The organism is Priestia sp. YIM B13486 (assembly GCF_042787865.1).
GTDB classification, from domain to species: Bacteria; Bacillota; Bacilli; order Bacillales; family Bacillaceae_H; genus Priestia; species Priestia megaterium.
Genome location: NZ_JBHZOZ010000002.1, coordinates 561,917 through 575,621 on the forward strand (window position 1 = coordinate 561,917; position 13,705 = coordinate 575,621).

Below are 13,705 nucleotides of genomic sequence, written 5' to 3' on the forward strand. Positions count from 1 at the left end.
AAAACAGGCTTTAAAGGTATTATTATCAGTTGGTATCCTTTCTTCATCATTTGCTTTTGCACATACGAGCAGTGCCGCGCCAAATAATGTACTTTCAACCGAAAAGTATAACAAAGAAATTAAATCTCCTGAGTTTATTTCTGGAAAGCTTTCAGGCCCATCATCACAGAAAGCTCAAGACGTCGTATTTCATTATATGAATACAAATAAAGACAAATATAAATTAGGAAACGAAAATGCTCAAAACTCATTTAAAGTGACAGAAGTAGTGAAAGATCCCGTTGTACAAGCAACCGTTGTACGCTTGCAGCAGGTATATAATAATATTCCTGTTTGGGGATCTACTCAATTAGCACACGTAGCGAAAGATGGAACCTTAAAAGTTGTATCAGGTACAGTAGCTCCTGATTTAGATAAAAAGGAAAAGCTAAAAGGACAGAAGCAAGTTGACAGCAAAAAGGCAATTCAAGCAGCCGAAAAAGACTTAGGCTTTAAACCGACGTATGAAAAATCCCCTTCATCTGAACTGTATGTTTATCAAAATGGTTCAGACACAACGTATGCTTATGTAGTAAATTTAAATTTCTTAAGCCCTGAACCAGGCAACTATTATTACTTTGTTGATGCTATTAGCGGTAAAGTGCTAGATAAGTACAATACGATTGATTCCGTAGCTGGTCCAAAAGCCGATGTGAAGCAAGCGGCAAAGCCGGCAGCGAAACCTGTAACAGGAACAAATGCTATTGGCTCAGGTAAAGGAGTGCTTGGAGATACTAAATCTTTAAAGACAACGTTATCTAGTTCTACTTACTACTTACAAGATAATACAAGAGGGGCGACAATCTATACGTATGATGCAAAAAATCGTACATCTCTGCCAGGTACACTATGGGCAGACACGGATAATACGTATAATGCAACCCGCGATGCAGCTGCAGTAGATGCTCACTATTATGCAGGCGTGACATATGATTATTATAAAAACAAATTTAACCGCAACTCCTATGACAATGCAGGAGCTCCGCTAAAATCGACTGTTCATTATAGTAGCGGGTACAATAATGCGTTTTGGAATGGCTCCCAAATGGTATACGGAGATGGAGATGGAACTACTTTTGTTCCGCTATCAGGAGGATTAGATGTTATTGGACATGAATTGACGCATGCGGTCACAGAAAGAAGTTCTAATTTAATCTATCAATATGAATCAGGTGCATTAAACGAAGCAATTTCCGATATTTTCGGAACATTGGTAGAATACTATGACAACCGTAATCCAGATTGGGAAATTGGAGAAGATATTTATACGCCTGGTACAAGCGGTGATGCGCTTCGTTCAATGAGCAACCCAGCGAAATATGGAGATCCGGATCATTATTCAAAGCGCTATACAGGTTCTAGTGACAACGGCGGAGTTCATACAAACAGCGGTATTATCAACAAAGCTGCCTACTTGCTAGCTAACGGAGGAACGCATTACGGGGTTACTGTAACAGGCATCGGCGGCGATAAGCTAGGGAAAATTTATTACCGTGCTAATACGCTATACTTCACTCAGTCTACAACGTTTAGCCAAGCGCGTGCAGGTTTAGTACAAGCTGCTGCTGATTTATACGGTTCAGGCTCTCAAGAAGTAATTTCAGTAGGCAAGTCATTTGACGCAGTTGGTGTTCAATAAGTTATAAACCAAAAGTCGCAAGATAAATGAGGTATCTTACGACTCTCTATACTACCTTACTACCAATAAAAGAGTACTCGTATAAATATATTACAGTACTCCTTTATTTTATGTTAATAAATAAGGAAAACAGATTTCTTCTTGATCTATAAAAATCCACTTCTTATTCCTCCCTTTTATGTCCATTCGAATTATACCGTTGTTTGTTAAATGAAGAGAACACGTTTTAGTAAACGGTCTTATTATAAAATGTTATAATAAAGAAAAGAATTGAATACATACATATGAAAAAGGAGTGGAGGAATCAATGGACAAAATTGCTGTTATTTCAGATATCCATGGAAATCTTCCTGCATTAGAAGCAGTTTTAGCTGACATACAACAGCGAGATATCCATCGCATCATTTGTCTAGGTGATTTAGTAGGAAAAGGCCCGGATTCAAGTAAAGCGATTGATATCATAAAAGAAAAGTGCGAAGTAACAGTAATGGGAAACTGGGATGACTTCATTACAAAGCCTGCGGAATTCGAAGCGTTGAAATGGCATCAGAAGAAGTTAAGTTCAGCCCAAGAGGCATACTTAAAGGAACTTCCTTTTTCCGTTGAGTTTATGATGAGCGGAAAATTAATTAGAATGTTTCACGCTTCACCTAGAAGTCTTTATGATCGAATTCAACCCTGGGATTCACTTGAAAAGCGCCTTAGTCTATTTGCTAATACGGAATATACGAAAAATATAAAAGGATCAAGAGAGCCAGATGTTATCTGTTACGGAGATGTACATAATGCATTTATTCAACATATTAAAGGGAAAACGCTATGCAATGTAGGAAGTGTAGGAAACCCGCTTGATTTACCACAAGCTTCTTATCTTATCTTAGAAGGAAAGGATCAAGACGAAAGTCCTTCAGCATTTTCTATTCAATTTGTACGTATTCCATACGATATTGAAAAGGCTATCGAATTGGCGAGAGCTGTAGAGATGCCGGATTTTGAACCCTACGTTCAAGAATTAAAAACAGCTCGCTATAGAGGACTAAAAAATTAAGAATAGAATGTATTTCAACCTTCAGCATAAATGCTGAAGGTTTTTTAGTGGAGTATATGAGGGGTTTTTCAACACCATTAGTATGATACATGCAAATAAAAGTTATTCCGATGAATTTAAGGAAGGGAAAACTTGGAGAAAAACATACAGCATTTGAAAGGAAATAAATTTTATTTTATGAAGACAATATGAAGAGGGCAATTCCATTTGAACATAAAGTCATGCAAAAACGCCCCTGAAAAGCTGTTTTTACCATAACGAGTGGAGGAATATAGGATGAAATTTTTTATTGATACAGCTAACCTGGAAGATATTAAAAAAGCATATAAAATTGGAGTATTATCAGGTGTTACCACAAACCCTTCGCTAGTAGCTAAAGAAGGCGTAAAGTTTGAAGATCGCATCGAAGAAATTTTAAAAACCGTCCCGGAAGTAGAATCCGTTTCAGCAGAAGTCACGCCCGACACAGTAACAGCAGATGACATGATTGCTCAAGCAGAAGAGCTGATAAAAATTAATGGAGGAGACAAAAATATAACGATTAAACTTCCTATGACCATTGCTGGATTGGAAGCAACCCGTTATCTAGCTAAAAAAGGCGTAAAAACAAACGTAACGTTAATTTTTACAGTGAATCAAGCGCTTCTAGCAGCTCGTGCCGGTGCCACATACGTATCGCCATTTTTAGGACGCTTAGACGATATTTCAGAAGACGGTGTTTATCTGGTATCTCGAATTGCAGAGCTATTTCGAATTCAACACATTGACTCACAAATTATAGCAGCGTCAGTCAGACACCCAGATCACGTCACACGAGTAGCTATTGCTGGGGCTCATATTGCTACAATTCCGTATGCCGTAATTGAACAATTAGTAAAACACCCGTTAACAGAGCAAGGAATTGAAAAATTTGCATCAGACTGGGAAAAAGCTGTAAAAAGTTAAATTCACTGAAGGAGAAGACATCACTTTAGTGTCTTCTCTGCTTAAAGGGTATACGAAGATTCTTTTTTTCTATTTTGCAGCAAACAACTTATCAATAATAGGCGAACATCCTATACATATATACAGAGATGACATACGTTAATAGAAACGAAAGAGGTGTTAAAATGGGCTGTATTATTAACATTGAAAATATCGTGACTAACGGGTTAAAAGACAACTCGAACGTAAGCGTAGGCTGTGTTGTACAAAATAGTCACACGGCAAATACAAAATCGGTAGGAGCTTGTTTTTCGTTTGGAAACGGCTCTCCTGCTATTGCCTCTATGACAAACAGTAATATCGACTTTTGCAAAGGTGAAGAAAATAAAGAGCAGCAATCTTAAAAGCAATTCCAGAAATACTCTTTCTGGAATTGCTTTTTGGTAAGTGATAGAGTTTGATTAACAAGGTGTTTTGGCTTTTAAAAGAAAAACATACATTCATGAGGAAGGGAGTTGAGGGGTGCAATGAGCATTATTTCTATGATTCCTTATACATACGTTGAAAGAAAAATAAAACGAACACAAAAGGTGACAATTCAGCATTCAAAAGACATGTGTTTATACGCTGATAGTATTGAAACACAAAACGATTGCTTTCACATTAATGACGTATTTGACATCTCTTACAAATGCGTTTCAAAAGACAGCGGCTTTTTATACTTACATACAAATCAAGGGATGTTCGCTTATACCATACAAACCGATCCTTCTGCCTTTATAACAGCATATAAAAATATAAAAACGAAGGAGTGACGCAATGTCACCCCTTCGTTTTTCGTTTCTTATTTTACCCACTGTACAACTTGATCCATACTTCTTCTCGTTTTTCCGCGTTTAGGTTCATGAATTCGGTAGCCGAACGCAACCATAACGGAAATATCAAACTTACCGTCTTCTAGTAATCCTTCTTCTTTTAGAATTTCGTGTACTTGGTCATAGTTAAATCCTTCAATCGGACAAGAATCAATACCAATTTGAGCAGCTGATGTCATCATATTAGCTAGTGCAATATAAGATTGTTTGCTAGCCCAATCAAATAGTGCTCGCTTGCTTTCGAACAAATGAAAATCATTTTCTTGGAAATCTTTATAACGAGGCATTAATGTCTCTAATACATCATCCGGCATTTCTTTTACGTTTTTTTGAAGATTCAACACATATTCAGAGTCATATCTTGCGTCTGTACGAGAAAGAATAATAACAAAATGACTTGCTGTAGGAATTTGACCTTGTGCTCCCCAAGAAACAGCTTTTAATTTTTCTTTTAAATCTTTATTTTCAACGACTAAAAACTTCCATGGCTCATAACCTACTGAGCTTGGAGATAAGCGCCCTGTTTCTAAAATGAATTGGAAATCTTCATCGGAAATTTTCTTCGTTGGATCAAACTCTTTTGTAGCATGACGAAAGTTAAATGCGTCTAAAATTTCTTGTTTTTTATCTGTATGGTTCATGTGTAAACAACCTTTCTGTGAAAAATATTTAGTGATGAACTGTTCAGAGTAATCTATACCCTGTATAGCTTACAATTAACAGCCAGTTAACATACAATTTGTCATAAAATCCGTTTGCAGATTTATCATAATTCATATAAATCATTCTAACAAGTACGCACATTTTTGTTGTATAGTATACTTTTTTATACTATTGATGCAGTTTCATAAGAAGCAGAAAGGAGTCAACAATCTGGGGAGTTTCGTTTTCGAAAAAGTAATTAAGAGGAAGAGAGGAGAAGAGTGATCTTCTCCTTGTTAATTAAATTTTTGTATTTGACTTTTTCGCTTTGTTTTCAAGTTCACTTTTCGGTTCTGTTGAAAATTCAACATCTTTTCCGTGTCCTTGAGGGTTAACTCCAGGAGCTACTTGACCGCGGTTAGCAGATTTTTTTGTACCCATTTTTGTCACCTCCGTTCGGTTAGTATGTACAAAAAGCAACACAAAAATTAGGAAGTAAAGCGTGGAAAGATAAATAGGAAAAGATTATCTTTAAGCATCTTCATTACATAAACAAGATAGTTACTCATTTAAACGGACATAAAAAAACACCTTTGGAAGGGTGTTTTTTGTTTAAGAATCTGAGCTTGTTGCTCTGTCTGCATATGGATAGATAGGATCTTTTAAGTGAAATTCGTAAGTTACTCCATCTACAAGTCCTACCGTTTTATTGCTATCATAAAGGTCCAGCATAAAAGCAGCCATTTCTTTTGACGTATGAAACTTAGGTACTCGTCCTTCGTATTCAAAATCACTCATATCCATCGAACGCTGTGCAAATTCTGTTTCAGTAGCCGCCGGAGCTAGAACTTTAGCCTGCATTTTTGCTCCTCTTCCTTTTAATTCTTGAGAAAGACCTTCTGTAAATGCACTTACGTAGAATTTTGTTGCGCAATAAGTTACCGCATCAGCCACAATGGTGTAGCCGCCTCCAGAAGAGACATTAATAAGCTGTGTACCTTCAACGTTTTCATAATCTCTTACAAATAGAGAAGAAAGAATGGTTAAGGCTTCGATATTTAAATGAAGCATTGTTTCAATTTTAGTTAATTTTTGTTCACCGACAGAAGCAAAGTTTCCGAATCCAGCATTGTTAATCCAAGTTTCTAATTCATACTCTTTGAGTGACTCATAAAACGTATGAGCATTTTCTGCCACGGATAAATCAACCGACTGGACAATAACATTTACATCTTGGTTCAGTTCTTCAATTTTTCTTTTTAACTCTTCTAGCTTGTCCTCTCTACGTGCAGCCAATATAAGATTTTTTCCACGTGCTGCAAAAGCTAAAGCTGTTTCATATCCAATTCCTGAACTTGCGCCAGTGATTACTGTATATTTCATGTTGATTCCTCCATTTTCGATGTTTTCCAATTGATTATAATTGTTAAAGTATACTTTAAGTCAAGCGTTTATTCGATTTATTTTTCCCTTTAGACGTCTATTTATAAACATTTGAAGTTGGGTGCTAAACTTTTTTTCTTTTATGCTACACTTGAAACAACAGCCGAAATTTCATTTCATTAAAAGGAGGAATGTATGCGTTCTCTTAATGTGAATAGAAGACCTAGTTTACTTGCCCAAATTACATTGCTTATTACGGTAGTTATTCTTGTGAGTACCGTCCTTGTATGCATTTTATTTTCTGCAATGATAGATGAAATTGTTGAAAAATATGTAGGTAAGCAAGCTATGACAGTAGCAAAATTAGCTTCTGAAGACGAAATGATTGTAAAAGCTTTTAAGAATAAAAATCCTTCTGAGCACATCCAACCTGTTGCAGAAAAAATAAGAAAAACCACTGGGGCAGATTACGTCACCATTGCTAATGATAAAGGAATCCGCTATTCTCATCCCAATAGTAGTTATATTGGAAAACATACCAAAACAAGCAACGAAGCTTCTTTAAAGGAGCATCAATCCATTATTTATAAAGGAAAAGGAATTTCAGGATTTGCAATTAAAGCCAAGACCCCCATATGGGATAGCCGAGGAAACGTAATAGGCGTTTCGTCAGTAGGGTTTCTCGTAAGCAATATAGAAAAACAGATTAATGATTATAGAATAAAAATCATTAAATTGTCCTGTATTCCTTTTCTTATTGGAGCATTTGGAGCTTTTTTCATTGCAAGGCGGGTAAAAAGACTAATATTTGGACTGGAACCGGAGGAGATTTCCTTTCTTTTTAAAGAAAAAGAGGCTACCCTTGAATCTATTCAAGATGCTACTGTTACTGTAAATGTTGAAAAATATGTAACGTCGATGAACAGAAGGGCCAGAGAACTATTTGGTCATCTTCAAATAGGAGGAGAGATAAAGAACTCCCGTTTAGGACAGCTAATTGATCAAGCGATAGAAAAGCAGCGGGTGTATTCTAACCAGTCCCTTGTATTAGATGGTCAGCAGTATATTTTAGATTTATCTCCTATTGTAAGAAAAAAAGAAGTGCAGGGTATCGTCCTTACTATAAGAACTTTATCTCAAATTGAAGAATTGACAGAAGAAATTTCTAAAATTAAAATGTTTTCTGATAATTTACGTGCTCAAAATCATGAATTTTTAAATAAGCTGAACGTGATTTATGGATTGTTAAAGTTAAAGAAGTATGAGCATGTCATGCAAATGATTTCATCAGAGGTAAAGGAACGCCAAGATATTATTTCTTTTTTAATGTCTTCTGTAAAGGATCCTTTGATTGCGGCATGCTTACTTGGAAAGATCAATCGTTCGAAAGAATTAGACGTTACTTTAGAAATTGACCAAGATAGTAACTTAACAAGTACTTTAGATATCGAAGACGCAAAAAACGTTGTTTCTATCTTGGGGAATTTAATCGATAATGCGCTCGAGGCTGTGCGAGAACATAAAGGGAACGTGGTGGTATCTTTTACAGATGTAGGAAATGACCTGATTTTTGAAGTTGAAGATAATGGGCCAGGGATATCAAAAGAAGTAGAAAATATGATTTTTATAGATGGTTACACAACGAAAAAAGGTGAAAATCACGGAATTGGATTGACTATTGTTAAAAGATCTGTAGAGCTACTTAAAGGTGAACTATACATAAGCAAAAGTATGTTACAAGGAGCAAGATTCACATTAGTTATCCCAAAGCTATTAAATAATGAAAAGGAAGAATCGATATGACTGAAAATCAAATTAATGTCATGATTATAGAAGATGATTCTACAGCTGCACAAATTTATGAACAGTTTACTAAGAAACTAGAGCATTTCACTGTTGTTGCGACAGCAGGATCTGGAGAACAGGCTTTAGAACTATTAACAATATTTACGCCGCAATTAATTTTATTAGACGTCTTTTTACCAGATATCAACGGAGTGGAGCTGCTGTGGGAAATCAGAAAGAAGTATCGAGGAATCGATATTATTTTAATAACGGCAGCCAATGATGTTGAAACAGTAGGGGAAGCAATAAGAGGAGGAGCATTTGGTTATTTGGTGAAACCTGTAATTATTGATAAATTTTTATCTACTTTAAAACATTATCAGTCTACGAGAATAGAATTAACCGAAAATAAAATGATTAACCAAGATAAAATAGACCATTTATTTAGAACGCGTCATAACCGCCACACTCAATCAGCAGCTGCAGTAAAAGAACTTCCTAAGGGGATTGATAAACATACTCTTCGTTTAGTAAGAGATAAAGTTCGCGAAGTTCAGCAGAGCTTGAATGTAGATGAGTTTGCTCAACTAGTAGGTATCAGTTATTCAACAATGAGAAGGTATTTAGAGTATTTAGTATCTTGTAAAGAAATGCAGGTGGAAATAGTGTATGGAAGTGTAGGGAGGCCTGAGCGAAAATACCGAGTAACTAATTTTGCATAAAAACGAGATAGCGGACAAAGAACCGCTATCTCGTTTTTATGTAGAAATGATGCATGAAAAAAATGAAAAGAATTACTTTTATAAAAGATATTAAACTTATGGTGGTTATCTATGAACCTGCTTTAACAAGTGATACCTTTTTAATAACGTGTAGCAAACAAAAGTGAAAACGTTATCAAGAAGGAGGAAGAATATCGATGCTTTCTTTATTAGGATTTTTAATGGTTGCAGTATTCATGTATTTAATTATGTCAAAGCGACTTACCCCAATGGTTGCTCTTATCATTATTCCAATTATATTTGGTTTAATAGGCGGTTTTGCTAGCGGAATGGGACCTATGATGCTAGAGGGTGTAAAAGATATTGCTCCTACAGCTATTATGATTTTATTTGCTATTTTATATTTTGGATTAATGATTGATTCAGGATTGTTTGACCCTCTCGTTTCCTTCATTTTAAAGATTGTAAAAGGAGATCCTCTAAAAATCGTCGTCGGAACTGCTGTGCTTTCAATGATGGTTGCTTTAGATGGCGATGGAACTACTACCTATATGATAACGGTCTCTTCTTTGCTTCCATTATATAAACGCCTAGAAATGAATCTGCTTATCTTAGCAGGAGTTGCGATGCTATCTATGGGAGTTATGAATATGACTCCGTGGGGAGGTGCTTCTGCTATGGCTATGAGTTCATTAAATTTAGATTCGTCTCAGTTGTTTTTGCCTTTAATACCTGTAATGGGTTTTGGACTTCTATGGGTGCTATTTGTTTCTGTTGTCCTTGGAAGAAGGGAAAGAAAAAGGTTAGGAGTTATCAATATTAAACATTTTGCAAATGAAATCGCACATGCAGATGAATTAGAGGGAACAGCGCAACATTTAGACTATCGACGTCCTAAGTTAGTATGGTTTAATTTTCTCCTTACCGTTAGTCTTATGGTGTGCTTAATTATGGACTTTATGTCGCTAATGCTTTTGTTCATGGTAGCGTTTGCTATTGCATTATTAATAAATTATCCAAACATCAAAGATCAACAGCAGCGAATTTCATCTCATGCAAATAATGCGGTAGCCGTCGTTTCAATTGTTATTGCAGCAGGTATTTTTACAGGAATTATGTCTGGAACAAAGATGATTGATGCTATGGCAAATACACTTGTAGGAATAATCCCAGATGCAATGGGTCCTTTTTTGCCAGTTGTAGTAGCATTTTTAAGTGCTCCTTTTACATTTTTTATGTCTAATAATGCCTTTTATTTTGGCGTATTGCCAATTATTGCTCAAGCTGCCGAAAGTTATGGCATTAGCGCAGTTGAAATTGGAAGAGCTGCTATCTTAGGACAACCTGTTCACGTGATAAGTCCCTTGGTAGCAGCAGCTCACTTATTAATTGGAATGGTAGGAATTGAATTTAGTGATTTGCAACGCTTTTTAATTAAGTGGGCGCTAGGAACTACGGCAGTGATGACAATAGCTGCATTAATTTTAGGCGTTATTTCTATTTGATAAAAAAAAGACCCCGAAGGGTCTTTTTTTATACTCTTACGTTGAACTAGACTGTTCGCTGCAGCTGCTTTTTTTAAAATAGAACTTATAAATTAAAAATCCGCATACAGCCACTACCGCTGCAATTAAAATATAGGTTTGTGCATCTGAAATAAAAGATTGAATGGACTTAAAGTTTCCGATTTGCCCTAACCAAAGCATGGCAATATTCAAAGGAAAGATACCAAGAAATGTGAGCAGAGCAAACGGCATAGGTTTCACTTTAGATAGCCCTGAAAGATAGGAAATGTAGTTTCCGAGCCCTAAAGGACGAGCAATCGCAATACTCCATAATCCGCATTTTTTAAACCATTTTTGTGATTTCTCAAATGCTTTTTTCTTTTTTGATAATTTTTTCTTTACCTTATCCTCTAATTTATAGCCTATCCCATACGGTATAAAGCTAAAAGCTGTATAAACGGCGCTTCCTGCAAGAGCGATTAATAATAATTTCACTATGTGCATGTTTAATAAGTATCCGTAGGTAAGGGTGAGAAGAGAACCAGGAAACGGCAGGGAGGAAGCCTCAATGGCCAGTCCGCTTAAAAGTCCCCAAATTCCAAATTGTTTCAGTAAGTCTGTTATGAAATGTAGCATAAGATCGCCTCTTTTTCTGTGTCATAACATTCAAATACCCATCTATATGTTCGGAAAAACTTATAAAAGAAAAGAAAATAAAGGAAGAAAGCGGGATGTGACAGAAAAAAATTAGCTTGTACAAGGAAAAAGGAAGGAAGTGTATTTTATAGCTTCTACTCAGAAGTGAAACTATAGGAAAAAAATAATTGAGGGTGAATTTTTAAATAAACTACGACTTTTATTCATAGTTTTGATTCCTTTTATTCATTTTACTTATAAAAATAGCGGGTGTAAACTTGTTGTGTTGTGAAACAATCCATTATGTATAGATATTAAAAGGAAAGGAGGTTACCGTGTGGTTATTATTGTAGGATTGTTATTGTTGATGTTTTTTGCTTATCTAGGATGGTCTATTATCTGGGTGGCACCTGTTGTTGCTACGTTCGTTGCTTATTTTAGCGGTTTAAAAGTACTGCCTACTTATACAGATGTGTATATGGGAGGGTTTGTAGATTTCGCCGCAAAATGGTTCCCCATCTTTTTATTAGGAGCCGTCTTTGGAAAGCTAATGGAAGATACAGGCGCAGCCAAATCGTTGGCGCAGCGTATTGCTAAATTATTTGGAAGTAAAAGAGCCATTTTAGGGGTGCTAATTGCTTCAGCCATTTTGACATACGGCGGAGTGAGTCTATTCGTTGTTGTCTTTGCGATTTATCCTTTAGCAATCGCGCTATTTCGAGAAGCTAACGTATCGCGAAATTTACTGCCAGCAACCATTGCACTCGGAGCATTTACGTTTACAATGACAGCGATTCCAGGTACGCCTCAAATCCAAAATCTGATTCCGACTGCTACATTTAAAACGAATGCAATGTCCGGTTCGATTATTGGAATTGTCTCAGGTCTTATTATGGCAGTGGGAGGATATTTATGGTTAGCTTATCGTGATAAAAAATTAAAAGCTAAAAATCAAGGATTTACCGAGCTTAATGAATCATCAGTCGCAGCGAGTGAAGAGCAGGACTCGATGAATGTAATATTAGCTATTTTACCGCTGATTGTCGTTGTCGTGACGTTAAACGTTTTAAAATGGGAGCCTATCGTTTCATTATTAATTGGTATTTTTTCTATTTTACTTATTAATTTTAAACACTATAAAACGTTTATTTCTTCTATAAATGAAGGAGCAAAAGGATCCGTGATGGCTGTTATTAACACGAGTGCAGCAGTAGGTTTTGGCTCGGTTATTACAGCAGTTCCAGAGTTTAAAGATGTCACGCATGTGTTGCTAAACATTTCGAGCAATCCACTCGTTTCAGAAGCATTAAGCGTTCAAGTGCTAGCGATGATAACGGGTTCAGCATCCGGCGGTATGGGTATTGCGCTTCAAGCATTAGGAGATACGTGGTATAACTTGTCTCAAACGACGAATTTAAGTGCCGATGCTCTTCACCGTATTGCAAGCGTTGCGTCAGGTTCATCTATTTTACCGCATAACGGTGCGTTGTTAACGCTATTAGCCGTAACTGGTCTTCGGCATAAAGAAACGTATAAAGACGTATTTGTTGTTGCATTTATCATCCCGACAATCGCTTTATTTGCAGGAGTCGCATTAGCGGCAGCCGGTATTATTTAAAAACAGGAGGAGAATACACATGGTTGAAAATCAAGTAATTGTAATCACAGGAGCAGCAAGAGGAATTGGGTTTGAAATAGGTAAACGATTCGCAGAAAACGGCGGGAAAATTGTATTATCCGACATTGATCAAGCTGCTGTAGAAGCTGCTGCACAAAATCTTCGTGAAGCTGGATTTGAAGCGCTTGGTGTCAAAGCCGATGTAACAAAAGAAGAAGAAATCAAACATTTAATTGAAACAGCAAACGCACATTTTGGAGCGGTTCATACGTTCATTAATAACGCTGGCTTGCAGCATGTTTCTCCAATCGAAGAGTTTCCAACCGAAAAATATGAGTTAATGATTAAAATTATGCTAACAGCTCCATTTATGGCGATTAAGCACGCGTTTCCGATTATGAAAAAACAAGGGTTCGGACGTATTATTAACGTTTCTTCTATCAACGGTTTAATCGGTTTTGCGGGCAAAGCAGCTTATAACAGTGCTAAACACGGTGTAATTGGGCTAACAAAAGTAGCTGCTCTTGAAGGCGCAGCACACGGTATTACGGTGAATGCACTTTGTCCTGGCTATGTGGATACACCACTAGTGAGAGGTCAGTTAGATGGTTTAGCTAAAACAAGAAATGTACCATTAGAGAGCGTGCTTGAAGAAGTTATTTATCCTTTAGTCCCTCAAAAAAGATTACTAGACGTGAGCGAAATTGCTGACTACGCTATTTTCTTAGCGAGTGATAAAGCAAAAGGTGTAACTGGTCAAGCGGTAGTAATGGACGGCGGATATACAGCTCAATAAAAAATAGAATAAGTCATTAAAAGCATAAAGGAGTCTAATGAGCTCCTTTATGCTTTTTTATGTTATACCTATTCTATCGAGCTAATCAACGTT

13 protein-coding genes and 1 pseudogene are annotated in these 13,705 nt (G+C 36.4%); 10 read left to right on the forward strand and 4 right to left on the reverse strand.

All coding sequences use genetic code 11. The annotated features are described in order from the left end of the window. Nucleotides 1-79 precede the first annotated feature (79 nt). The 5 genes and pseudogenes from ACFX4G_RS07010 to ACFX4G_RS07030 form a co-directional block, all read left to right on the forward strand. A pseudogene (locus tag ACFX4G_RS07010) lies at nucleotides 80-1,678 on the forward strand (M4 family metallopeptidase); the annotation flags it as partial. Nucleotides 1,679-1,985: 307 nt separating this feature from the next. Then, nucleotides 1,986-2,726, forward strand: a complete 741-nt coding sequence (locus ACFX4G_RS07015) for a metallophosphoesterase family protein (protein ID WP_025752383.1) — start codon at nucleotides 1,986-1,988, stop codon at nucleotides 2,724-2,726. Between the two features lie 276 nt (nucleotides 2,727-3,002). Continuing rightward, nucleotides 3,003-3,671, forward strand: coding sequence for a fructose-6-phosphate aldolase (fsa, locus tag ACFX4G_RS07020; RefSeq protein ID WP_377573520.1), 669 nt, complete (start codon nucleotides 3,003-3,005; stop codon nucleotides 3,669-3,671). Between the two features lie 164 nt (nucleotides 3,672-3,835). Further along, nucleotides 3,836-4,054 carry a spore germination protein gene (locus ACFX4G_RS07025; protein ID WP_025752385.1) on the forward strand — a complete coding sequence of 73 codons (219 nt, stop codon included), beginning with the start codon at nucleotides 3,836-3,838 and terminating at the stop codon, nucleotides 4,052-4,054. A 123-nt stretch (nucleotides 4,055-4,177) separates the two neighbouring features. Then, nucleotides 4,178-4,465 carry a hypothetical protein gene (locus tag ACFX4G_RS07030; RefSeq protein WP_043982444.1) on the forward strand — a complete coding sequence of 96 codons (288 nt, stop codon included), beginning with the start codon at nucleotides 4,178-4,180 and terminating at the stop codon, nucleotides 4,463-4,465. 29 nt (nucleotides 4,466-4,494) lie between these two features. On the opposite strand, the gene ACFX4G_RS07035 is transcribed toward ACFX4G_RS07030, so the two are convergent. From ACFX4G_RS07035 to ACFX4G_RS07045, 3 genes are all read right to left on the reverse strand, one after another. Beyond that, nucleotides 4,495-5,166 carry an NAD(P)H-dependent oxidoreductase gene (locus ACFX4G_RS07035; protein ID WP_043982446.1) on the reverse strand — a complete coding sequence of 224 codons (672 nt, stop codon included), beginning with the start codon at nucleotides 5,164-5,166 and terminating at the stop codon, nucleotides 4,495-4,497. 301 nt (nucleotides 5,167-5,467) lie between these two features. Continuing rightward, nucleotides 5,468-5,608 carry a small, acid-soluble spore protein L gene (gene sspL, locus ACFX4G_RS07040; protein ID WP_013057030.1) on the reverse strand — a complete coding sequence of 47 codons (141 nt, stop codon included), beginning with the start codon at nucleotides 5,606-5,608 and terminating at the stop codon, nucleotides 5,468-5,470. A gap of 171 nt (nucleotides 5,609-5,779) precedes the next feature. Further along, complete coding sequence (locus ACFX4G_RS07045; RefSeq protein WP_097823431.1) at nucleotides 5,780-6,550, reverse strand: SDR family NAD(P)-dependent oxidoreductase; 771 nt, start codon at nucleotides 6,548-6,550, stop codon at nucleotides 5,780-5,782. 306 nt (nucleotides 6,551-6,856) lie between these two features. Here ACFX4G_RS07045 and ACFX4G_RS07050 point away from each other — a divergent pair, with 306 nt between their 5' ends. The 3 genes from ACFX4G_RS07050 to ACFX4G_RS07060 all read left to right on the forward strand — a co-directional run bounded on the left by ACFX4G_RS07050 (nucleotide 6,857) and on the right by ACFX4G_RS07060 (nucleotide 10,562). Then, the gene (locus ACFX4G_RS07050) at nucleotides 6,857-8,353 is read left to right on the forward strand and encodes an ATP-binding protein (protein ID WP_377573525.1); all 1,497 of its coding nucleotides are present in this window, start codon (nucleotides 6,857-6,859) and stop codon (nucleotides 8,351-8,353) included. Beyond that, nucleotides 8,350-9,057 carry a response regulator gene (locus ACFX4G_RS07055; RefSeq protein WP_377573529.1) on the forward strand — a complete coding sequence of 236 codons (708 nt, stop codon included), beginning with the start codon at nucleotides 8,350-8,352 and terminating at the stop codon, nucleotides 9,055-9,057. The genes ACFX4G_RS07050 and ACFX4G_RS07055 overlap by 4 nt, the downstream gene beginning before the upstream one ends. 197 nt (nucleotides 9,058-9,254) lie before the next feature. Next, the gene (locus tag ACFX4G_RS07060; protein ID WP_377573532.1) at nucleotides 9,255-10,562 is read left to right on the forward strand and encodes a CitMHS family transporter; all 1,308 of its coding nucleotides are present in this window, start codon (nucleotides 9,255-9,257) and stop codon (nucleotides 10,560-10,562) included. Nucleotides 10,563-10,598: 36 nt separating this feature from the next. Here ACFX4G_RS07060 and ACFX4G_RS07065 read toward each other — a convergent pair whose 3' ends face one another. Next, nucleotides 10,599-11,198: a DedA family protein gene (locus tag ACFX4G_RS07065; protein ID WP_014460120.1), complete on the reverse strand. Its 600-nt coding sequence runs from the start codon at nucleotides 11,196-11,198 to the stop codon at nucleotides 10,599-10,601. 337 nt (nucleotides 11,199-11,535) lie between these two features. Between ACFX4G_RS07065 and ACFX4G_RS07070 the strand changes: the two genes are divergently transcribed. Together ACFX4G_RS07070 and ACFX4G_RS07075 are read left to right on the forward strand one after the other, a co-directional pair. Then, entirely contained in the window at nucleotides 11,536-12,816 is a 1,281-nt protein-coding gene (locus ACFX4G_RS07070; protein WP_377573535.1) for a GntP family permease, read from the forward strand. Between the two features lie 19 nt (nucleotides 12,817-12,835). Then, nucleotides 12,836-13,612, forward strand: a complete 777-nt coding sequence (locus ACFX4G_RS07075) for a 3-hydroxybutyrate dehydrogenase (protein ID WP_013057034.1) — start codon at nucleotides 12,836-12,838, stop codon at nucleotides 13,610-13,612. The last annotated feature ends 93 nt before the right edge of the window (nucleotides 13,613-13,705 follow it).